Origin of the sequence: Streptomyces sp. NPDC048416 (assembly GCF_043200435.1) — a bacterium.
Lineage (GTDB): Bacteria > Actinomycetota > Actinomycetes > Streptomycetales > Streptomycetaceae > Streptomyces.
On the sequence record NZ_JBICXU010000003.1, the window covers coordinates 1 to 20,812 of the forward strand.

Consider the following 20,812-nt stretch of genomic DNA (forward strand, 5'->3'; position numbering starts at 1 on the left):
GAGCCGACGTCCTCTTCGCGATGCTCCGAGACGGCACCTTCTACGAACCCCAGCCCGCCCCATCACCTTGACCAAACCCATAGGGGCACCCCCCCCCGCGCGGCCTCGCCCAACGCGGACGTCCGCCCTGCCGCGGGAGACCGTACGGGCGGACGGGGACACCCGCCGAAGCCCTCTTGCCAAGCCCCGCGAACAAGTCCAGGATTTCCCTCCTCGGAACGCTTTCGAGGCTCGCCCCCGCACGGTTCGGCCTGCTGTGACGTGGCAATACCCGCCGTCCGCAGCCCTCGGGGACGACGCCCGCGAAGCCTGTGTCGTCGCGCCCCGGCCGCCTGGCACCCAGGGTGTGGGAAAGGGCGGTATGCGCATGCGGCGACTGCGTCGTCGGCACCTCGGTACCACCGTGTCACCCGCTGCCCCAGCTCCACCCCCGTACCTCCCGCGCGGCGCCCCGTCGTGGGCGGCGGGCCGGACATGATGGACGCCGAGCAGGTCATCTCCGCCGAGACGCACCACAGATACGTGGACCGCTAGGAGCATTCCATGGACTTCGGACTCGTCCTGCAGACCGATCCGCCCGCCTCGGCCGTCGTCGGCCTGATGCGGCGCGCCGAACGCAACGGCTTCCGCTACGGCTGGACCTTCGACTCCTCGGTGCTCTGGCAGGAGCCGTTCGTCATCTACAGCCGGATCCTGGAACACACCACCCATCTGACCGTGGGCCCCATGGTCACCAACCCGGGCACCCGCACCTGGGAGGTCACCGCCTCCACCTTCGCCACCCTCAACGACATGTACGGCAACCGCACCGTCTGCGGCATCGGGCGCGGCGACTCGGCGATGCGGGTGGCCGGACGCAAACCCAACACCCTGGCCCGGCTCGGCGAGGCGATCGGCGTCATCCGCGATCTCGCCGAGGGCCGCGAGGCCGAGGTCGACGGGCAGCCCCTCAGGCTGCCCTGGGTCAAGGAAGGCAAGCTGCCGGTCTGGATGGCGGCGTACGGACCGAAGGCGCTCGCGCTCGCGGGGGCGAAGGCCGACGGGTTCATCCTCCAGCTCGCCGATCCCTTCCTGACCGAGTGGATGGTGAAGGCGGTCCGCAAGGCCGCCGCCGACGCCGGCCGCGACCCCGATTCGATCACGATCTGTGTTGCCGCGCCCGCCTACGTCGGCGACGACCTCGCGCACGCCCGCGAGCAGTGCCGCTGGTTCGGCGGCATGGTGGGCAACCACGTCGCCGACCTGGTCTCGCGCTACGGCGAGCACTCCGGTCTCGTGCCCGAGGCGCTGACCGACTACATCAAGCAGCGCCAGGGGTACGACTACAGCCACCACGGCCGGACCGGCAACCCCGACACCGCCTTCGTGCCCGACGAGATCGTGGACCGCTTCTGTCTGCTCGGCCCCGTCCAGGCGCACATCGAGAAGCTGGAAGCGCTGCGCGAGCTCGGCGTGGACCAGTTCGCCGTGTACGCCATGCACGACGCACGCGAAGAGGTCATCGACGCCTACGGCGGCCAGGTCATCCCCGCCCTGAGCTGACCCTCCGCCCCGCCAACCTTCCCTGCCGCACGGCCCGTTCGCCCCCGCCGCCTCCCCGAACGAATGGCCCGCCGATGTCCGACGCCCCTGACATACCCGCCACCGCCCACCCACAGGACGACCGGTACGCCAACGAGGACCTGCGGCCCGTACCGCCCGAGCGACGCGACTGGACCACCTACAACTTCGCCGCCCTGTGGGTCGGCATGGCGCACAACATCCCCTCCTGGACGCTGGCTTCCGGCCTGGTCGCGCTCGGCATGGACTGGAAGCAAGCGGTCTTCACCATCGCCCTGGCCAACCTCATCGTGCTCCTGCCGATGCTCCTGACCGGGCACGCGGGCCCCAAGTACGGCATTCCCTTCCCCGTCCTTGCGCGCGCCTCCTTCGGGCTGCGCGGCGCCAACCTCCCGGCGATGATCCGCGCGGCCGTCGCCTGCTGCTGGTTCGGCATCCAGACCTGGATCGGCGGTCAAGGCGTCTTCGTCCTGCTCGGCAAGGTCTTCGGCGGCTGGACGCACGCATCGGTGATCGGCGGGCAGCCCTGGACCCTGTGGCTGTGCTTCATCGTCTTCTGGGCCCTCGAACTCGCCATCATCCACCGGGGCATGGACACCCTGCGGCGGTTCGAGAACTGGGCGGCGCCCTTCGTCCTGATCGGCGCGCTCGTCCTGCTGGTGTGGATCGCCCACAAGGCGGGCGGCTTCGGTCCGCTCCTCGACCAGCCCTCCCGGCACGGCTGGGGCCCCGGCTTCTGGCGGGTGTTCTTCCCCTCCCTCATGGGCATGATCGGCTTCTGGGCGACGCTGTCCCTGAACATCCCGGACTTCACCCGTTTCGGCAGGGGGCAGCGCGCCCAGGTCTGGGGGCAGACACTGGGGCTGCCCACGACGATGACGGCGTTCGCGCTCCTGTCGGTCCTCGTCACCTCCGGCTCCCAGGCGGTGTACGGGGTGGCCATCTGGAACCCGGTGGACCTGGTCGCCAAGACCGACAACGTCTTCGGCCTGCTCTTCGCGCTGCTCACCGTCCTGATCGCGACGATCTCCGTGAACATCGCGGCCAACGTGGTCTCCCCGGCCTACGACTTGGCCAACCTCGCCCCCAGGTTCATCACCTTCCGCAGGGGAGCGCTCATCACCGGCGTCGTCGGCGTCCTGGTCCTCCCCTGGAAACTGACCTCCACCCCGGAGCTGTACATCTTCACCTGGCTCGGCGTCGTGGGCGGGCTGCTCGGCACGGTCGCCGGGATCCTCATCGCCGACTACTGGGTGGTGCGCCGTACGGTCCTGGACGTCGCCGACCTGTACCGGCGCGGCGGCCGCTACTGGTACACCGGCGGCTGGAACTGGCGGGCGGTCGCCGCGTTCCTGGTGGGCGGGCTCCTCGCGATCGGCGGCTCGTACTCCACGCGCGACGAGCACGGCGCCCAGGCGGGCCCCTTCCCCACGGGCGGGCTCATCCCCTTCCTGAGGCCGCTCGCGGACTACGGCTGGGCGGTGGGCCTCGGCTCGGCGCTGCTGCTGTACGTCGTGCTGTCGGCCGGGACCCCCGCCGCGCGCCGTCAGTCCTCGGGGCCCGGTGCCCAGCCCGGTACGTAGGTGTCGACGGCCTCCTGCCAGGCCCCCGGGCCGCCCGGCAGGGGCCAGCCGCGGGTGAGGTCGGCGCGGTCGTCGAGGGCGGTGAGGTCGGCCGCGAACCGGCGGGACTCGTGCGCGATGAGCAGGGTGGCGAGCGGCCCGCCCTCCGCCTCACGGGCCGAGACGTGGTCCGCGTACGCCTGGATGCGCCGGCGTGCGGCCTGCCCGGCCCAGCCGTCCGGCATCGCACGGGTCAGGACGACGAGGTCGGGACGGCCGCCCTCCGCGAGCGCGGCCGTCAGGCGGTCGTGGCCGTCCAGGACGACGGGGGAGTTGAGCCCGCTGACCCACCACAGGAGCACCGGCGCCCGCACGCCCTCGCGGTACTGGCGCCGGTAGGCCTTGACCCGCGGGGCGTCCGGCGCGGACAGCCGGCGCAGGGGCAGCAGATCGCGGGCGTCCTCCACGGGGTCGCCGTAGCCGAACCAGGTGAGATGGCCCCGATCGGGATCGTGCGCGAGCAGCTTGGGCCAGTTGACGTCGGCGAACCAGTTCGGCAACGAGCGCACCAGCTGCCAATCCCCTTGGTGCACAGGGCCGTTGGCGCTCCCGCGCAAGGCGGACGCGAAGTGGTGCGCCCAGCGGCCCCACCCGTGCGGTGAGGCATGGAACGAGCGGGCGAGGGCGGCCCGCAGCGGCGGGACGGGCGAGACGAAACGGCCGGTCCGTGCGTAGTGCAGCCCCCGATGGCCGGCCCGCTGGACCGCGAACAGGACCGGGTCGGCGCCCTGACACAGCATCAGCCGCCCTCCGGACGCGGTCCGCACGCGCAGCGCCGGCACGGCGGGCCCGTCCAGCCGCAGCGACACCTTGGCCACGCACAGCTCCTCATTCTGCCAACGGCGTTCTGCCTATGGCGTGCTGCCTACGGCACGCGCGCCGTCCACTCCTCGGTGGCGAACTTGGCCGCCGCGAGCTCACGGGCCCGCGCCATCTCCTCGTCCGTGACCCTGCCTTCGGACAGACCGTACCGGGAGCGGAACGACGCGATCATCCGCTCGATCACGGCCTCGCGCGGCAGCCCGGTCTGCCGGCGCAGCGGATCGACACGCTTCTTCGCGCTCTTCGTGCCCTTGTCGGACAGCTTCTCCTTGCCGATGCGCAGCACGTCCAGCATCTTGTCCGCGTCGATGTCGTACGCCATCGTCACGTGGTGCAGCACCGCGCCGTCGTCCGCGACCATCCGCTTCTGCGCCGCGCCCGCGATCTTGCCGGCGTCGGTCGCGATGTCGTTGAGCGGCTGGTACCAGGCCTTGACGCCCAGGTCGCCGAGCGCCCCGAGGACCCAGTCGTCGAGGTAGGCGTAGCTGTCCGCGAAGGACAGGCCCTGCACGAGGGCGTCCGGCACGGACAGCGAGTACGTGATGGTGTTGCCGGGCTCGATGAACATGGCGCCGCCGCCGCTGATCCGCCGCACGACCGTGATGCCGTGCCGTTCGGTGCCCTCGGGGTCGACCTCGTTGCGCAGCGACTGGAAGCTGCCGATGACCACCGCGGGCGCGCCCCACTCCCACACCCGCAGCGTCGGCGGGCGCCGGCCGGCCGCGACCTCGGCGGTGATCACCTCGTCGAGCGCCATGTGCAGCGCGGGCGACTGCGGGCCGTCGTGGATCAGCTGCCAGTCGTAGTCGTTCCAGTCCGTGGCATGGGCGAGCGCCCGGCGCACGGCGACCGCGACGCCGTCGCACGACAATCCGTACATGGTGGTGCCGGGCGGCAGGGCCGCCTCGATGCGGGCGGCCAGGCCGGCCGCCGTGGTGTCGGCGGGGGCGCCTTCGAGAGCCCCGTTGATCGCCTCGATCGCCTCGTCGGGTTCGAGGAAGAAGTCACCCGCGACCCGTACGTCTCGCAGGACGCCGTCGCGCGCGTCCAGATCGACGACGACGAGCTTGCCGCCGGGGACCTTGTATTCGCCGTGCACCGTTGTGCCTCCCTCTGCTCCGAGCGGGCTCAACGGTAATCGGACCCCCGGTATTCCGGCGCCGCTCGTCGGTTGTCAGTGGCGCGTGCTTTGCTGGAGGCATGATCGACGAAGGTTTTCTCGCAGGTGATCCGACAGCGGTGGAAGAAGCGGTCCGCAAGGCGGCGGCCGACGAGATCATGCCGCGTTTCCGGCAGCTGGCCGTGCACGAGATCGTCGAGAAGAACGGCCCGCACGACCTCGTGACGGTGGCCGACCGGCTCGCGGAGGAGCATCTGTCCGCCGCCCTCACCGCGATACTTCCGGGCTCGGTGGTCGTCGGCGAGGAGGCCGTGCACGCCGACCCGGCGGTCTACGAGGCGATACGCGGCGACGCGCCGGTGTGGATCGTCGACCCGGTCGACGGCACCCGGCAGTTCGTCCGGGGCGAAGCCGGATTCTGCACCCTGGTCGCCCTCGCCCACCGGGGTGAGCTTTTGGCCTCCTGGACCTACGCACCCGCGCTCGACGAGATGGCCGTGGCGATCCGCGGCCGGGGCGCCACCCTCAACGGCGAGCCGCTGCACGCCGGTTCACCCGCACCCGGCGCGGCGCTGCGGGTCGCCACGTCCCATCCGGACTACACGACGCCCGAGCAGAAGCACGCCCTGCTCAGCCTGCGCACCGAGGGCGTGGAGGCGGTGCCCTGCGGCTCGGCCGGCCTGGAGTACCTGGCGATCGCCCGCGGCGAGCTGGACGCGCTGGTGTTCACCTGGGAGTACGCCTGGGACCACGCGGCGGGTCTGCTCCTGGTCGCCGAGGCGGGCGGCGCGCAGACCACGGTCGCCGGGGTGCCGTTTCGAATCGCCGGGGGCAACGCGCTGCCCTTCACCGCGGCACGCGACGCGGCGACGGCGGAACGGGTGCGTGGCCTCCTGACGGGGGAGGCGAGCCCGACGGGCGCTGCCTGAGCCCTTCGACGGCGCTGGGCGGCCCATCGAGCGCCCACCGCCGTCGTACCGGCCGCCCGGCGCCCCACCGCCCTTGGACCGGCCGAGCCGCCCGGCGCCCAACCCCGTAGGACCGGCCGAGCGCCCGGCATCCGGCACGCGGCGCCCGGCACGCGGCACCCAGCACCCGCGCCCGGCACGCGGCACCCAGCACCCGCGCCCGGCACGCGGCGCCCTGCACCCCGCGCCCCGCGCCCGTCAGGACAGAGCTGCCCGTACGTCGTGCACAAGGGCGCCCGCGACGTCCACGGCCTCGATGTCGAGGCCGGTCAGGGCCGCAGCCGACCGCAGCGCGAACCCCGCAGGCGCCGCGGGCAGAGCGGCCGCCGAGGCCAGCGCGCCCTTCTCGTTGAGCAGCCAGCGCCGGTGATGGGCGTGCAGCGACTGGGCCAGCACGCCGAGGGCCCGGGACAGACAGAGCGACACATGCAGCGCGTCGCCCGCGCCCACCGACTTCCGCGCGGCCGTCACACAGAACTCCGCCTCCCAGGCAGCGGCGACCAGCGCCGTCCGCAGCGGCTCGGGGTAGCGCCGCGTCAGGGCCTGAAGGGCCGTCAACTCGCCACGCGGATCGGCCAGTACGTGGCCGAGCGCGACCTCCCCGGGGTAGGCGGGGGACCAGAAACCCAGCGGGTGGCCGGGCTGGACCCCCACCTCGTACCGGCCGGCGAGGCAGTCCGCCCACACTCCCTCGACCCGGTCGAGGTCGCGCAGGATCCAGTCGACCGCGACGCCGTCGAGCGTCAGCCAGGCGCCGCCGTTCACCCAGGGCCCCCAGCCGCCCGGGCCCGCGACCTCGACGGGGGCGCCCGTGACCCGTCCGGCCAGCCGCGTCAGCGCCGCCACGTCCAGGTCACCGCGGTAGTAGACGCCCAGGTCCCAGTCGGAGTCCGGCCGGTGCGTGCCGCGGGCGCGGCTGCCGCCGAGGGCGACGGCCACCACCCCGGGGACCTCGGCAAGGCGCTCGGCGACCTCGCGGACGCGGTGGCGGAAGGCACGGTCCAGGGGCGGGTTCACCGGCCGGAGGCTACCCGCGGCCGGATTGTCGGCGCACCGGAATATCCTGGGGGCCCTGGTCGTGGCGTGAGGAGTCCGAGGTGCCGTCGATGCTCGATGCAGTCGTCGTGGGGGCGGGACCCAACGGGCTGACCGCCGCCGTCGAACTGGCCAGGAGGGGGCTGAGCGTCGAGGTCTTCGAGGCCAAGGACACCGTGGGCGGCGGCGCACGGACCGAGGAGCTGACCCTCCCCGGCTTCCGCCACGACCCGTGCGCGGCGGTCCACCCGCTGGGCATCGGCTCTCCCGCCTTCCGCGCCATGCCACTTGAGCGGTACGGGCTCGACTGGCTCCACCCCGAGCTGCCGATGGCGCACCCCTTCGACGACGGCACGGCCGCCGTGCTGTCCCGCTCGGTCGCCGAGACCGCGGCGTCCTTCGGGCCGCGCGACGCCGGCACGTACCGCCGTCTGATGGCCCCCTACCTCGGCACATGGGACGTCCTGGCACGGGACTTCATGTCGCTGCCGCTCACCGCCCTGCCACGCGATCCCGTTGGTCTCGCCCGGTTCGGGACCGTGGGGCTGCCGCCGTACAGCTGGCTGATGCGCCGCTTCCGCGACGACCGGGCGCGCGCCCTGATGGCCGGGCTCGTCGCCCATGTCATCGCCCCTCTGGGCGGCATCGCCACCGCCGGGGTCGGCATGCTCTTCGCGCTCGCCGCGCACGAGAACGGCTGGCCGCTGCCGCGCGGGGGATCCCAGGCGATCTCGGACGCCCTCACCGGGTACCTGCTGGACCAGGGCGGAGTCGTCCACACCGGGTTCGAGGTCAGGCGCCTGGACGATCTGCCCCCGGCCCGCGCCTACCTCTTCGACACCTCGCCGACCGCCCTCGCCCGGATCGCGGGCCTGGGCGGGGCCTACGACGGCTACAAGTACGGCGCCGCCGTATTCAAGATCGATTACGCCCTGGACGGGCCCGTGCCCTGGACCGCGAAGGAGGCCCGGTCGGCCGGGACCGTCCAGATCGGCCCGTCGAGCCGGGACATCGGGGCCGCCCTGAGCCAGGCATCGGGCGGCACGGCCCCCGAGACACCCTTCTTGATCACGGCCCAGCCGAGCCTCGTCGACGCCTCCCGGGCGCCCGAGGGCAAGCACGTGTTCTGGGCGTACGGACACGTGCCCAACGGATGGGAAGGCGACTTCACGGACGCCATCGAGCGGCAGATCGAGCGGTTCGCCCCCGGCTTCCGCGATCGCGTCCTGGCCCGTGCGACCGCGGGCCCGCCCCAACTGGCCGCGCGCAACGCCAATTACGTGGGCGGCGACATCGCCTGCGGCGCGGCCCGCGGCCTCCAGCTGCTGCTCCGCCCCAAGATCTCCCTGTTCCCGTACGCGACCCGGCACCCGTCGGTGTTCCTGTGTTCGTCGGCCGCCTGGCCGGGCCCGGGCGTGCACGGCATGTCGGGACACAACGCCGCGAAGGCCGTGTGGCGCAGCCTGCGGAAGGCGGGCCGGCGATGACATCGACGCGGGCGCGGATCGTCCTGGTGCGCGGCGACATCACCGAGCAGACGGTGGACGTCATCGTCAACGCCGCGAACTCCTCGCTGCTCGGCGGCGGCGGGGTGGACGGCGCGATCCACCGGCGCGGCGGGCCGGCCATCCTGGCCGAGTGCCGCGAGCTGCGGGCCTCGCAGTACGGCAAGGGCCTGAGGACCGGCCAAGCGGTCGTCACGACGGCAGGGAGGCTCCCCGCCCGCCATGTGATCCACACCGTCGGCCCGGTCTGGTCGAAGACCGAGGACCGCTCCGCGCTGCTGGCCTCCTGCTACCGCGAATCCCTCGCCCTCGCACGAACGCTGGGCGCCGAGACCATCGCCTTCCCGGCGATCTCGACGGGCATCTACGGCTGGCCGATCGGCAACGGCGCCGACATCGCGATCACCACCGCCCGTTCCCACGGGGACGCTCCGCTGAGGGAGATCCGCTTCGTCCTGTTCGACGAGCCGGCGTACGAGGCCTTCGAACGAGCCCTCACGACTTGACCCCCGAGCAACGACCGCCGCAGGGACTGCACGAGCAACGCACGACGCCCCGCACCCGACCGGCGTGCGAGACGCCCAGCTGCTCAGGGGCGCGAGGAACGGCGCGAGCAACCCGCCACGACCCGCACTCGTCCAAGGGTGTCAGGGGCGCGGGGAACTGCGCGAGCACCCAACTGCCACCCGCACTGGACCGGCCCACAGCCACACGCGCACCCGGCACCCGGCACCCGGCAACCCGGCACCCGCACCCGGCACCCGGCGGAGCCGGGAACACGCGGGCCGGCCGGGTGGAGGCCGAAGCAACCCCTCCCCACCCCACCCCGGCCGCAAGGCCCATGTCGGATTCTCGCCAGCGAGGACCCCCGACGTGCCGGATGCTGGACGCATGGCCCCCGTAGCCCCCACCCCGATGCACACCGACACCGACCGCTGCGTACGCGCCGTCCAGTCCAAGGACGCCCGCTTCGACGGGTGGTTCTTCACCGCCGTCCTGACCACCCGCATCTACTGCCGGCCCAGCTGCCCGGTCGTGCCGCCCAAGGTCGAGAACATGACCTTCTACCCGAGCGCGGCCGCCTGTCAGCAGGCCGGATTCCGGGCCTGCAAGCGGTGCCGGCCCGACACCACACCCGGCTCGCCCGAGTGGAACGCGCGCGCCGACACCGTCGCCCGTGCCATGCGGCTCATCCGGGACGGGGTCGTGGACCGCGAGGGCGTCCCGGGGCTCGCGGCCCGCCTCGGCTACAGCGCCCGCCAGATCGAACGCCAGCTGCTCGCCGAGCTGGGCGCGGGCCCCCTCGCCCTGGCCAGGGCGCAGCGCGCGCAGACCGCGCGGCTCCTCATCGAGACGACCCCGCTGCCCATGGCCGAGGTCGCCTTCGCCGCCGGGTTCTCCTCGATCCGTACCTTCAACGACACCGTCAGGGAGGTCTTCGCGCTCGCCCCGACCGAGCTGCGGACCCGCGCCGCACGCGGCATCACCCGCCAGACGCCCGGCGCGATCACCCTGCGGCTGCCCTTCCGGGCCCCGCTCACCCCGGACAACCTCTTCGGCCATCTCGCCGCGACAGGCGTTCCCGGAGTGGAGGAATGGCGCGACGGGTCGTTCCGGCGCACGCTGTCCCTCCCGTACGGGCACGGCATCGCGGAGCTCACCCCCCAGCCCGAGCACATCGGCTGCGTACTGCACCTCACGGATCTGCGCGACCTCACCATCGCCATCAGCAGATGCCGCTGGATGCTCGACCTTGATGCCGACCCCGTCGCCGTGGACGACCGGCTGCGCACCGATCCGCTGCTCGCGCCGCTGGTCGACAAGGCGCCGGGACGCCGGGTGCCGCGTACGGTCGACGCCGCCGAATTCGCGGTGCGGGCGGTGCTCGGCCAGCAGGTCTCGACGGCCGCCGCCCGCACCCACGCCGCCCGGCTGGTGGTCGCGCACGGCCACACCGTCCACGACCCGACGGGTGGCCTCACCCACCTCTTTCCGACGCCGGCCCAACTCGCGGAGATCGATCCCGAGACCCTGGCCCTGCCGCGCAGCCGCCGCACCACCCTCACCACGCTCGTCGCCGCGCTCGCCGACGGCACCCTCAAGCTCGGCCTGGACAGCGACTGGGACCTGGCCCGCGCCCAGCTGATGGAGCTGCCCGGCTTCGGCCCCTGGACCGTCGAGGCGATCGCGATGCGGGCGCTCGGCGACCCGGACGCCTTCCTGCCCACCGACCTCGGCATGCGCCGGGCCGCCCAGCACCTCGGACTCCCCTCCACCCCCGCCGCGCTCACCGCGCGCGCCGCCGCCTGGCGGCCCTGGCGTGCCTACGCCGTCCAGTATCTCTGGGCGACCGAGGACCATGCCATCAACTACCTGCCCGCGTAAGGAAGTTCAGCCGTGCGCATCACGCACACCGTCATCGACAGCCCCTACGGACCGCTCACGCTCGTCGCGGCGGACGGCGTCCTGAGCCGCCTGTACATGGTGGGCCAGCGCCACCGCCCGCCCGAGGACACCTTCGGCGAGCGCGACGGCGGTGGACCCTTCCCCGAGGTCATTCGTCAGCTGGAGGCGTACTTCGCCGGCGAACTCACCCTGTTCGAGCTGGACTTGAACATGGTGGGCACCCTGTTCCAGCAGCGCGTCTGGCGCCGGCTCCAGCAGATCCCGTACGGCGAGACCCGTTCCTACGGCGAACTCGCCGAAGCCCTCGGCAATCCCAACGCCTCCCGCGCGGTGGGCCTGGCCAACGGCAAAAATCCGGTCGGCATCATCGTGCCCTGCCATCGTGTCATCGGCGCGAACGGCAGCCTCACCGGCTACGGCGGCGGCCTCGACCGCAAGCAGCGGCTGCTGGCGTTCGAGCGGGGGGAGAGGGACGACGCGCTTTTCTGACCCGTCCGGCGATGCGACGCCGTCTGCCGGAGGTCAACGAGCGGCGAGGCGTTCCAGGAGGGCGGCGCTCTGTGCGAGCAACGCCCGCTCCGTGTCCGTGAGTTCGGCCTCGATGGCCTGTGCGAGCCAGCCCGCCCTGCGGCCGCGCTCCGCTTCGAGCGCGGCCCGCCCCGCGTCCGACAGCTCGACCAGCGACTTGCGGCCGTCCGTGGGGTGAGCCCGGCGCGTGATCAGCTCCTGTTCCATGAGCAGCCCCACCGATCTGGCCATCGACTGGGGGCGTACGCGCTGATCGACGGCGAGATCGCTGGTGGTCATGGCGCCATTGCGGTCGAGTGCGCCGAGCACGGCGGCCTGCCCCAGCGGAATGCGGTCCTCGTGCTTGACGCGCCGCGTGAGCTTGCCCATCGCGGTGCGCAGTTCGGCGGCGATGGCGGCGGCTTCCGGGGTGGGCATACGGCACTTTACCCCGCTGACCAGCACGGCTGTGCCGCTGATCTGTACAGCGATGCTGTACAGCAAAACTGAGCAGCATTGCTGTAAGGTTCGACCACGTCGGGCCCAGCGCCAGCGTTGTCGCAGCCAGGGGCACGGCAGAAGACAACGGGAAGGACCTCCCATGTCCAACGAGGCAGCCGAAACCATCGACGCCACCCTCAAGCACACCACCCCCGAGAACGCCCCCGCCGGGAACACCACCATCGAGACGGTCGCCATCGAGACCGTCACCGCCCGCCGGATCATCGACAGCCGGGGCAACCCCACGGTCGAGGTCGACGTCGTTCTGGCGGACGGATCCCTGGGCCGTGCGGCCGTCCCCTCCGGCGCGTCCACCGGCGCCCGTGAGGCCGTGGAACTGCGTGACGGGGATGCGGCGCGCTGGCACGGCAAGGGCGTCGACCGCGCGGTGGCCCATGTCAACGGCGAGATCGCGGCGTTGGTGCGCGGCCGGGACGCGGCGGACCAGGCGGGTCTGGACGCTGCGCTGGTCGCCCTGGACGGCACCGCCACGAAGTCCCGGCTCGGCGCCAACGCCATCCTCGGCGTCTCCCTCGCGGCAGCCAAGGCCGCCGCCGCGGCCCACCGCCTTCCCCTGTACCGCTACCTCGGCGGCGCCGACGCCCATCTGTTGCCCCTGCCGATGATGAACATCGTCAACGGCGGCGCCCACGCCGACAATCCGCTGGATTTTCAGGAGTTCATGATCGCGCCCCTCGGCGCTGACACCTTCGCCGAAGCGGTCCGCATGGGCAGCGAGGTCTTTCACACCCTGCGGCGCGATCTGCTGGCCGCCGGGCACTCCACGGGCGTCGGCGACGAGGGCGGCTTCGCGCCCGCGTTGCGTACGGCGGAGGAGGCGCTCGACTTCGTGATGCGCGCCATCGAGCGCACCGGTTACCGGCCCGGCGCCGACATCGGCCTGATCATGGACCCGGCGTCGTCGGAGTTCTTCCGCGACGGGGTGTACGACTACACGGGCGAGGGCGTGCGCCGCACCCCCTCCGAGCACGCCGACCACCTGGTCGGGCTCATCGACGCCTACCCGATCGTCTCCATCGAGGACCCGATGGCCGAGAACGACCTGGACGGGTGGCGCGAGCTGACCGCCCGCGTCGGCGACCGCTGTCAGCTCACGGGCGACGACGTGTTCTGCACCAACGAGACGCTGCTGCGCGAGGGCATCCGCACCGGCGTCGGCAACTCGGTCCTGATCAAGGTCAATCAGATCGGGACCCTCAGCGAGGCCCTGGCCGCGGTGGCCACGGCCCACGAGGCGGGCTGGACGGCGGTCATGTCACACCGCTCGGGCGAGACCGAGGACACCACCATCGCGGATCTGGCGGTGGCGACCGGCTGCGGCCAGATCAAAACAGGATCGCTCTCCCGCTCCGACCGCACCGCGAAGTACAACCAACTGATCCGGATCGAGGAGGAGTTGGGCGCATCGGCACGCTTCGCGGGCCGCTCCGCACTGCACCGGTCATGACCGACGGGCGGCCGGCCCACTGACACCCGGGCCCGCGCCGCGGGCCCCGGGCCCTCGGTGGCCGGTCGCTGCTCCTGGGGCCCTCGGCGTCGCGCCAGATCGAGAGGTCGAGCCGAATTCGGCGCAACTGCGATACCCCGCACCGAGCCGCTTGCTCAGCGTGGTGCCAGGCCAACTGTGCTGGGCGACATCGCACGCACAGCGCGCATTTCTCGCCAAGAGACCGTGACGCCGATGCAGAACAGGGTCGTGAAATCCGGCGGGCGGCCCGGGAGCCGGTGACAAAGCTGGTGCAGGGCGCGGCGTAGAGGCGGGGAAACTCAGAGGGAGCGAACTCACGTGCTCGTCACCCAGCGCGCTCCTGCAATGATTGCGATCAACAGGACCGGCCCTACCCACCACACCGGCATGACCCGACGCACCGACGGCAGCACCCACAACAGCACGGCTGCGCCGGCTGCCCCGATCGCAAGGACACACGACAGGACGATGCCCGTGTACGCGTCGCGGTCCCAGGACCCGGATGGGTGGGTGGTCACCGCCGCCCGGCAGAAGAACGCGGCAATGACGGTGAGTAGGGCGAATGGGACGGCAAGGACCAGGCGAAGGCAACCGCGGTCGCCCTCCGGGCAGAAAGGGCTGGTCATCGCCGCAGCGCCTTCCCTGCGTCGTCCACATTGTTCATGAAGCCACGACCGTATGCCTGTGCGGCGTCAGTTTGCCAGTGGTCCACCGTTATAACGAGATGCGAGTTCTGTCAGATCACCCGCTGTCCGTTCTCCAGTTCCGCCGTGCCCCCGCCCTCCGCAAGCACATCAAGGGCCGCCAGCACCCGGCCGCAGAGTGCGGAAGGAAGGTGTGTGGGCAGGTCCTCGCGGGGGGCCAGGCGCCAGGAGAGAAGTTCCTCCTCCTGGAGGCGGATCGCCCGCAGGCGGTCGTCGCCGAGGACGCCGCCGTCATAGAGGTAGGCAACGATCGGCGGACGGGCCGCCCCGTGCACCCAGTCGACCGCGAGCAGCCGGCCCAACTCCACGTCGAGGCCGATCTCTTCGAGGGTTTCGCGGCGGGCGCCCTGGCGCGGGGTCTCGTCCGTGTCGGACTCGATGGTCCCGCCGGGCAGGGCCCAGCCCTCGCGGTAGTTGGGCTCGACGAGCAGCACCCGGCCCTCGTCGTCCCGGAACAGGGCGGCTGCTCCGGCGAGGACCCGGGGGAGGCCGGCGATGTACGTGGCGTAGTCGTTGTCGGGGGCGGCGAGGTTGTCGGTCGTCATGCCGAGAAGGGTAGAGGGCGTGGTCAGCCCGGTACGCCGGGCGCGGCGGTCGGCGCTCTCCGCGCCTGATGGCGGAACGAACTGCCGTCACTCGTACGGGACTTCAAGAGCATCAGCAGGTGCCCATGGGGGGGAGGCCCGTTCGGTGGGCGTGAAGCGTGACGTCCGGGGGCTTGTGCGGCGCCGTACGCCCTTCGTGGCGCACGGAGTTGGCCGTAGTGCCTGGTCGGGCCGGATTCGACGGTGCTAAGATCCTTCGCACTCGGCTGTGTTCACGCGCCGAGCGAACGTCGATGGGGACGCCACGCGCCCCACCACACAATCGAGTTGCAGGCTCCAGGTCATCGACCTGGAGCCTTTTTCGTGTGCGGTCACCTCCCCGGCCCGCCCCCCACATCGCCGTACCGGTTGCACGGCATGCCCGCCGACCGATCCCTCGCAGAGACGGAAGATCATGGATATTGAAGGCTTTCCCCGCCAGTTCGCCCGCACCCGCCGCTTCTCGCTCGGCGTCCCGCGCGACTTCACCGTCTCCCCGGACGGTGACCGGGTGCTGTTCCTCCGGTCGGAATCCGGCGTCGATCCGCGCGCCCTGTTGTGGGTGTACGAGGGCGGGAACGAGCGGATCCTTGCCGGGCGGGCGCGGCCCGGCACCCAGCCCATCGGGCCCGGCACCCAGCCCATCGGGCCCGGCACCCGGCCCAGCGCGCCCGGCACCCGGCCCAGCGCGCCCGCCGCGCGGCCCAGCGCGCCCGGCCAGACTGCTGCCGAGGCTTCCGTCCCGACATCCCGCTCGGCCGGCGTGGTGTCCTACGCGACGGATCGCCGGGTTCGCGTGGTCGCGTACGTCCTCGACGGCTCACTGTGGACGGTGCGTACGGACGGCGGCCCGCCGCGTCGTATCCCCGTCGACGGCCCGGTGCGCGATCCCCGGCCGTCCCCGGACGGGACCCTGATCGCCTACGTCACCCGAGGCGCCCTGCGCGTGGTGGGCACCGACGGGACGAGGGACCGGCCGCTCGCCGTGCCCGAGACCGCGGACGTCACCTACGGGCTGCCCGACCACACCGCCGAGGAGTCCATCGGCAGGACGCGCGGCCACTGGTGGTCTCCGGACAGCGACGCGCTGCTCGTCGCCCGGGTGGACACGTCCGGTGTGGAGCGGTGGTGGCTGAGCGATCCCGCGAATCCCGGCCGGGCACCCCGGTCGGTACCGTATCCGGCGGCGGGCACGGCCAACGCGGTCACCTCGCTGCACCTGGTGAAGGTCACCGTCGGCCGCACGCCCGTACAACTCACGCCCGTACAACTGCCGTGTCAGGCACCTGCGATGGATGCTCCGGCCGGCAGCTGGGGGCTCGGCTTCGAGTATGTCGTCAGTGCCGCGTGGCAGAGCGTGGGGCCGGTCGTCAGCCTTCAGACCCGGGATCAGAAGACGGTGTGGGTACTGCGGGCCGATCCCGCGACAGGGGCCGTGGAGCGGCTGGCGCGGCTGACCGATGACGCATGGGTCGAATGTCCGCCGGGTGCTCCGCTGCACACCGCCGCGGGGGTGGTGGTGCTCCCCGAGGTCCGTGGCGACGAGCGCACGATCCGGGTGGGTGACGTCCTGGCTCCGGCCGGGCTCCAGGTCCGCGCGGTGCTGGGAGCCGTGGGCGAACGGGTGCTGTTCACCGCGAGTGAGGAGCCGACCCAAACGCATGTCTGGGCGTACGAGCCGGGGCAGGGCTTCGAGCGGTTGACCCACACCCCGGGAGTGCACACGGTGGCGGCCGGGGGCGACACCCTCGTGGTGGACAGCAGAACCCTGGACGGGCACACGGTGACGGTATTGCGGGGCGGGGAGGCGGTGGGCGGCATCGCGGTCGTGGCGGAACGGCCGTCGGTCACGCCGCGGCCGTCCCATCTGTCGTTGGGGAAGCGGCAGTTGCGCAGTCGGCTGCACCTGCCGTCCTGGTACGAGCCCGGCATGTCGAAACTGCCTGTGCTGCTCAGCCCGTACGCCGGACCCGGCATGCAGGTCGTGACGATGGCGCACGCCTGGTACACCATGGTGTGCCAGTGGTTCGCCGAGCACGGGTTCGCCGTGCTGGCCACAGACGGGCGGGGGACCCCCGGGCGAGGGGTGCGGTGGCAGCGGGCCATTGTGGGCGACCGGCTCGGCCCCGTCCTCGACGACCAGATCGACGCGCTGTCCGCCGCCGCCGACCGGTGCGACGCCCTGGACCTGGCGCGCGTGGGCATCCGGGGCTGGTCGTTCAGTGGCTATCTCGCCGCCGGCGCCGTGCTGCGCCGTCCCGACGTGTTCCACGCGGCGGTCGCGGGGGCACCCCCCACCGACCGGCGCCTGTACGACACGTACTGGGAGGAGCGCTACCTCGGCCACCCGCACCTCAGGCCGCTCGACTACGAGCGCAGCTCCTTGCTGCCCCTCGCCGAGAACCTGACCCGCCCGCTGATGCTCGTACACGGACTCGCCGACGACAATGTGGCCCCGGCACATACGCTGCGTCTGTCGGCGCGGTTGCTCGCCGCGGGGCGGCCCCACCAGCTGCTGTTGCTGCCGGGGCTGGGGCACGTCGTGGCCGGGGAAGGCGTCGCGGACACCCTGCTCCGGCTCGAACTCGACTTTCTGAAGAGCTCGTTGGGCCTCTGAGCGGGTCCCGGGGCCGGCGGGGCGGGAGCCCCTGCTCAGGGCAGGGGCGGAGCCGAACCGTCGTCGCCCGTACGGGACTTGGCGGCTCGCCGAAGGCGGGGATGCAGCGGGGAGGCCTGCTCGCTGATCGCGTCGCCGACCATCGTCCGTACCGCGTCGCGCAGTCCGTGCAGGGCGCCGTGGCGCGAGGGCCCGGCGCCCGGGTCCTCGCGCAGTTCCCTGACCAGCGACCAGCACAGGGCCAGCATCACCAGGACGAAGGGCAGCGCCACCAGGATCGTCGCCGTCTGGAGCGACTTGAGGCCGCCCGCGACGAGCAGGACAGCGGCGACCGCCGCCATCAGGACACCCCACATCACCACGAGCCACGTCGGCGGGTGCAGCGAGCCACGGCTGGTGAGCGAGCCCATCACCAGGGAGGCCGAGTCCGCGCTGGTGACGAAGTAGGTCATGACGAGCACCATCGCGAGGTAGGAGGTGACCGTGCCGAGCGGCAGCGCGTCCAGCATCGCGAAGAGCGAGGCCTCGGCGCCGTCCTTCACCGCGCCCGCGAGGTCGGCGGCGGCCGTGGATTCGAGCCGGATCGCGGTGCCGCCCATGACACAGAACCAGATGACGGTCGCCCCGCTCGGCACGAGAAGCACCCCGATCAGGAACTCGCGGATCGTGCGGCCGCGTGAGATCCGGGCGATGAAGGTGCCGACGAACGGCGCCCAGGACAGCCACCACGCCCAGTAGAACACCGTCCAGGCGCCCAGCCACGCGCGGTCGGTGAAGGCGCCGGTGCGGCTGGCCATGGGCAGCAGATCGTGCAGATAGCCGCCGATCGAGGCGGGGATGGTGTCGAGGATGTACACGCTGGGGCCGAGCAGGAAGACGAAGAGCATCAGCACCGCGGCGAGCACGAGGTTGATGGTGGACAGCCACTTCACCCCCTTGTGCAGTCCCGAGAAGGCGGAGAGCACGAAGGCCGCCGACAGCGCGGCGATGATGACGAGTTGAGTCGTCCGCGAGTTGTCGACGCCCGACGTGATGTCCAGGCCCTCGGCGACCTGGAGCGCCCCGAGACCCAGGCTGGTCGCGGTGCCGAAGACGGTCGCGAAGACGGCGAGCAGGTCGATGCACTTGCCCGGCAGGCCGTCCGCCCGCCGCGCGCCGATGAGGGGGACGAAGGCGGAGGAGAGCCGGTTGCCGCGCTGCTTGCGAAAGCCCGCGTACGCCAGTGCCAGGCCCGCGATGCCGTAGATCGCCCAGGGGGTGAGCGTCCAGTGGAAGAAGGAGTACTCCAGGGCCGTGCGGGCGGCATCGCCCGTGCCGGGCTGGGCGCCGGTCGCCGGGGGCGGGCTGAGGAAGTGGGTGAGCGGTTCGCCGACCCCGTAGAACATCAGGCCGATGCCCATGCCGGCACTGAACATCATCGCGATCCAGGCCACCTGGGTGAACTCCGGCTCGGAGTCGTCGGCGCCCAGCCTGATCCGCCCGAAGCGGCTGATGGCGAGGACCACGCACAGCACCAGGAAGGTGTCGGCGGCGACCACGAAGAGCCAGGCGAAGTTGTCGAGCACCCAGGCGAGCGCCGTCGACGAGGCGTCGTCGAACGAGCTCTTGCCCAGGGCCGCCCAGGCGACGACGGCCGCCACCGCGAGCACGCCGACGGTGATCACCGTGCGGTCGGGGGAGGGGGCGGGGCCCGGGGCCGAGTCGTCCGGCGGGCTGCCGGAGCCTGAATGATCGATCGAATCCATGCTCATGGCGCCCCACTATGGTGCGGAATCTCAGCATTTTGCGGGGTGGCGCGCCGCCGGTGGATCCGGGCAGCTATGGGCAGGCGCGCGCCGGGCGGATAGGGTCTGAAGCGGCGCGACTGCCTGTTCGAAAGCAAGGGATAGCAAGGTGACGGACGGCGCAGTTTTGGAGACCGCCCGCGTACTCGTAGCGGCGGACAAGTTCAAGGGCTCGCTCACGGCCGTACAGGTCGCGGAGCGGGTGACGGCCGGGCTGCGGCGGGTCGTCCCGGATCTGCGGGTCGAGACCCTGCCGGTCGCCGACGGCGGTGACGGCACGGTGGCGGCCGCGGTGGCGGCGGGCTTCGAGCGCCGTGAGGCTCGGGTCACCGGACCGCTCGGCACCCCCGTGACCGCCGCGTACGCGGTGCGCGACGGTGTGGCCGTGGTCGAGATGGCGGAGGCCTCCGGGCTCCAGCACCTTCCCGACGGCGTCTTCGCGGCGCTCACGGCCAGCACGTACGGCTCCGGTGAGCTGCTGCTCGCTGCCCTGGAGGCGGGTGCGAGGACCATCGTGTTCGGTGTGGGCGGCAGCGCGACGACCGACGGCGGGGCCGGCATGCTCGCCGCGCTCGGCGCCCGCTTCCTGGACGCCGCGGGCGAACCCGTCGGCCCCGGTGGTGGCGGGCTCGCCGACCTCGCGACGGCCGACCTCTCGGGGCTCGACGCCCGTTTCAAGGACGTGGAGCTCGTCCTCGCCAGCGATGTCGACAATCCGCTGACCGGTCCGAAGGGGGCCCCCGCGGTCTACGGGCCGCAGAAGGGCGCGTCGCCCGAGGACGTGGCGACCCTGGACGCGGCCCTGGCCCACTACGCGAAGGTCCTCGAAGGCGTGCTCGGCGCGAAGGCCGCCGAGGCGGCGCTCGCCCCGGGAGCCGGCGCGGCCGGCGGCATCGGCTACGGCGCGCTGGTCGCGCTCGACGCCGCGTTCCGGCCGGGCATCGAGGTCATGCTCGACGTGCTGGGCTTCGCGCCCGCCCTGGCCAGGGCCACCCTGGTGATCACCGGCGAGGGCTCGCTCGACGAGCAGACCCTGCACGGCAAGGCCCCGGCCGGCGTCGCGGCGGCGGCCCGCGCGGCCGGTATCGAGGTCGTCGCGGTGTGCGGCCGCCTCGCCCTGCAACCCGGCCAACTCGGCCAGGCCGGCATCCGCCGCGCCTACGCGCTGACCGACCTGGAGCCCGACCCGGCCCAGTGCATGGCCAACGCGGGTCCCCTCCTGGAGCGGGTCGCCCAGAACATCGCGGGCGACTTCTTGCAGTAGCCCCAGCGGTTCCCACCCGCACAGCGGCCCCCTCGCCATCGCGTGAGGGGGCCGCTGCGCGTGGTGTGGGGGCGGATGCGGGGGACGCGCGGTGCGCGCGGGATGCGGGGGATGCGGCGGATGCGGGGGATGCGGGGCAAAGCGCGGTGTGCGCGGTGTGCGCGGCGGGGGATGCGGGGGATGCGGGGGATGCGGGGGCGGCTCGGCCCGTTTCCCCGGGTGGGGGACGCACACACGCCCCTGTACTGCACTACTCGATTACGCCACTCCCGGCGCGACTCCTCCCTCCGGACGCGCGAACATGCGGCAACGCCTCTCCTGTGA

At 72.4% G+C, this 20,812-nt stretch carries 17 protein-coding genes; 10 read left to right on the forward strand and 7 right to left on the reverse strand.

Annotated features, from left to right (window positions below; all coding sequences use genetic code 11):
• The first annotated feature begins 543 nt into the window (after positions 1 to 543).
• Together ACGFW5_RS04785 and ACGFW5_RS04790 are read left to right on the forward strand one after the other, a co-directional pair.
• A complete protein-coding gene (locus ACGFW5_RS04785; RefSeq protein WP_393832740.1) occupies positions 544 to 1,542 on the forward strand; it encodes a TIGR03842 family LLM class F420-dependent oxidoreductase in 999 nt (332 codons plus the stop codon).
• Between the two features lie 74 nt (positions 1,543 to 1,616).
• On the forward strand, positions 1,617 to 3,143 hold the full coding sequence (locus ACGFW5_RS04790) for an NCS1 family nucleobase:cation symporter-1 (RefSeq protein WP_393832741.1): 1,527 nt from the start codon (positions 1,617 to 1,619) through the stop codon (positions 3,141 to 3,143).
• On the opposite strand, the gene ACGFW5_RS04795 is transcribed toward ACGFW5_RS04790, so the two are convergent.
• Positions 3,107 to 4,000, reverse strand: coding sequence for a hypothetical protein (locus ACGFW5_RS04795; RefSeq protein ID WP_393832742.1), 894 nt, complete (start codon positions 3,998 to 4,000; stop codon positions 3,107 to 3,109). The genes ACGFW5_RS04790 and ACGFW5_RS04795 overlap by 37 nt on opposite strands.
• Before the next feature lie 47 nt (positions 4,001 to 4,047).
• Positions 4,048 to 5,103 carry a biotin/lipoate A/B protein ligase family protein gene (locus ACGFW5_RS04800; protein WP_393832743.1) on the reverse strand — a complete coding sequence of 352 codons (1,056 nt, stop codon included), beginning with the start codon at positions 5,101 to 5,103 and terminating at the stop codon, positions 4,048 to 4,050.
• Between the two features lie 101 nt (positions 5,104 to 5,204).
• On the opposite strand from ACGFW5_RS04800, the gene ACGFW5_RS04805 reads away from it, so the two are divergent.
• On the forward strand, positions 5,205 to 6,053 hold the full coding sequence (locus ACGFW5_RS04805; RefSeq protein ID WP_393832744.1) for an inositol monophosphatase family protein: 849 nt from the start codon (positions 5,205 to 5,207) through the stop codon (positions 6,051 to 6,053).
• Between the two features lie 237 nt (positions 6,054 to 6,290).
• Here ACGFW5_RS04805 and ACGFW5_RS04810 read toward each other — a convergent pair whose 3' ends face one another.
• The gene (locus tag ACGFW5_RS04810; RefSeq protein ID WP_393832745.1) at positions 6,291 to 7,109 is read right to left on the reverse strand and encodes a nucleotidyltransferase domain-containing protein; all 819 of its coding nucleotides are present in this window, start codon (positions 7,107 to 7,109) and stop codon (positions 6,291 to 6,293) included.
• An 80-nt stretch (positions 7,110 to 7,189) separates the two neighbouring features.
• Between ACGFW5_RS04810 and ACGFW5_RS04815 the strand changes: the two genes are divergently transcribed.
• From ACGFW5_RS04815 to ACGFW5_RS04830, 4 genes are all read left to right on the forward strand, one after another.
• Positions 7,190 to 8,614: a phytoene desaturase family protein gene (locus ACGFW5_RS04815; RefSeq protein WP_393832746.1), complete on the forward strand. Its 1,425-nt coding sequence runs from the start codon at positions 7,190 to 7,192 to the stop codon at positions 8,612 to 8,614.
• Entirely contained in the window at positions 8,611 to 9,138 is a 528-nt protein-coding gene (locus ACGFW5_RS04820; protein WP_393832747.1) for an O-acetyl-ADP-ribose deacetylase, read from the forward strand. The genes ACGFW5_RS04815 and ACGFW5_RS04820 overlap by 4 nt, the downstream gene beginning before the upstream one ends.
• Before the next feature lie 409 nt (positions 9,139 to 9,547).
• On the forward strand, positions 9,548 to 11,017 hold the full coding sequence (locus tag ACGFW5_RS04825; RefSeq protein ID WP_393833074.1) for a DNA-3-methyladenine glycosylase 2 family protein: 1,470 nt from the start codon (positions 9,548 to 9,550) through the stop codon (positions 11,015 to 11,017).
• Between the two features lie 12 nt (positions 11,018 to 11,029).
• Complete coding sequence (locus tag ACGFW5_RS04830; protein ID WP_393832748.1) at positions 11,030 to 11,527, forward strand: methylated-DNA--[protein]-cysteine S-methyltransferase; 498 nt, start codon at positions 11,030 to 11,032, stop codon at positions 11,525 to 11,527.
• 33 nt (positions 11,528 to 11,560) lie between these two features.
• On the opposite strand, the gene ACGFW5_RS04835 is transcribed toward ACGFW5_RS04830, so the two are convergent.
• The gene (locus ACGFW5_RS04835) at positions 11,561 to 11,983 is read right to left on the reverse strand and encodes a MarR family winged helix-turn-helix transcriptional regulator (protein WP_393832749.1); all 423 of its coding nucleotides are present in this window, start codon (positions 11,981 to 11,983) and stop codon (positions 11,561 to 11,563) included.
• Between the two features lie 163 nt (positions 11,984 to 12,146).
• Here ACGFW5_RS04835 and eno point away from each other — a divergent pair, with 163 nt between their 5' ends.
• Positions 12,147 to 13,514, forward strand: coding sequence for a phosphopyruvate hydratase (gene eno / locus ACGFW5_RS04840; protein WP_393832750.1), 1,368 nt, complete (start codon positions 12,147 to 12,149; stop codon positions 13,512 to 13,514).
• A 335-nt stretch (positions 13,515 to 13,849) separates the two neighbouring features.
• Here the strand turns inward: eno and ACGFW5_RS04845 are convergent, their stop codons facing one another.
• Both ACGFW5_RS04845 and ACGFW5_RS04850 read right to left on the reverse strand, forming a co-directional pair.
• The gene (locus ACGFW5_RS04845) at positions 13,850 to 14,161 is read right to left on the reverse strand and encodes a hypothetical protein (protein ID WP_393832751.1); all 312 of its coding nucleotides are present in this window, start codon (positions 14,159 to 14,161) and stop codon (positions 13,850 to 13,852) included.
• A 110-nt stretch (positions 14,162 to 14,271) separates the two neighbouring features.
• A complete protein-coding gene (locus ACGFW5_RS04850; RefSeq protein WP_393832752.1) occupies positions 14,272 to 14,784 on the reverse strand; it encodes an NUDIX domain-containing protein in 513 nt (170 codons plus the stop codon).
• Positions 14,785 to 15,238: 454 nt separating this feature from the next.
• Between ACGFW5_RS04850 and ACGFW5_RS04855 the strand changes: the two genes are divergently transcribed.
• Complete coding sequence (locus tag ACGFW5_RS04855) at positions 15,239 to 17,440, forward strand: prolyl oligopeptidase family serine peptidase (protein ID WP_393832753.1); 2,202 nt, start codon at positions 15,239 to 15,241, stop codon at positions 17,438 to 17,440.
• Positions 17,441 to 17,475: 35 nt separating this feature from the next.
• Here the strand turns inward: ACGFW5_RS04855 and ACGFW5_RS04860 are convergent, their stop codons facing one another.
• The gene (locus ACGFW5_RS04860; protein WP_393832754.1) at positions 17,476 to 19,191 is read right to left on the reverse strand and encodes a BCCT family transporter; all 1,716 of its coding nucleotides are present in this window, start codon (positions 19,189 to 19,191) and stop codon (positions 17,476 to 17,478) included.
• A 142-nt stretch (positions 19,192 to 19,333) separates the two neighbouring features.
• Here ACGFW5_RS04860 and ACGFW5_RS04865 point away from each other — a divergent pair, with 142 nt between their 5' ends.
• Positions 19,334 to 20,488: a glycerate kinase gene (locus ACGFW5_RS04865; RefSeq protein WP_393832755.1), complete on the forward strand. Its 1,155-nt coding sequence runs from the start codon at positions 19,334 to 19,336 to the stop codon at positions 20,486 to 20,488.
• Positions 20,489 to 20,812: the final 324 nt, after the last annotated feature.

Excerpts from the sequence above, each read along its gene's own strand:
- ACGFW5_RS04785 (WP_393832740.1), top strand. The coding sequence starts at position 544 with ATGGACTTCGGACTCGTCCTGCAGACCGATCCGCCCGCCTCGGCCGTC.
- ACGFW5_RS04790 (WP_393832741.1), top strand. The coding sequence starts at position 1,617 with ATGTCCGACGCCCCTGACATACCCGCCACCGCCCACCCACAGGACGAC.
- ACGFW5_RS04805 (WP_393832744.1), top strand. The coding sequence starts at position 5,205 with ATGATCGACGAAGGTTTTCTCGCAGGTGATCCGACAGCGGTGGAAGAA.
- ACGFW5_RS04820 (WP_393832747.1), top strand. The coding sequence starts at position 8,611 with ATGACATCGACGCGGGCGCGGATCGTCCTGGTGCGCGGCGACATCACC.
- ACGFW5_RS04825 (WP_393833074.1), top strand. The coding sequence starts at position 9,548 with ATGCACACCGACACCGACCGCTGCGTACGCGCCGTCCAGTCCAAGGAC.
- ACGFW5_RS04835 (WP_393832749.1), bottom strand. The coding sequence starts at position 11,983 with ATGCCCACCCCGGAAGCCGCCGCCATCGCCGCCGAACTGCGCACCGCG.
- eno (WP_393832750.1), top strand. The coding sequence starts at position 12,147 with ATGTCCAACGAGGCAGCCGAAACCATCGACGCCACCCTCAAGCACACC.
- ACGFW5_RS04845 (WP_393832751.1), bottom strand. The coding sequence starts at position 14,161 with ATGACCAGCCCTTTCTGCCCGGAGGGCGACCGCGGTTGCCTTCGCCTG.
- ACGFW5_RS04850 (WP_393832752.1), bottom strand. The coding sequence starts at position 14,784 with ATGACGACCGACAACCTCGCCGCCCCCGACAACGACTACGCCACGTAC.
- ACGFW5_RS04855 (WP_393832753.1), top strand. The coding sequence starts at position 15,239 with ATGGATATTGAAGGCTTTCCCCGCCAGTTCGCCCGCACCCGCCGCTTC.
- ACGFW5_RS04860 (WP_393832754.1), bottom strand. The coding sequence starts at position 19,191 with ATGAGCATGGATTCGATCGATCATTCAGGCTCCGGCAGCCCGCCGGAC.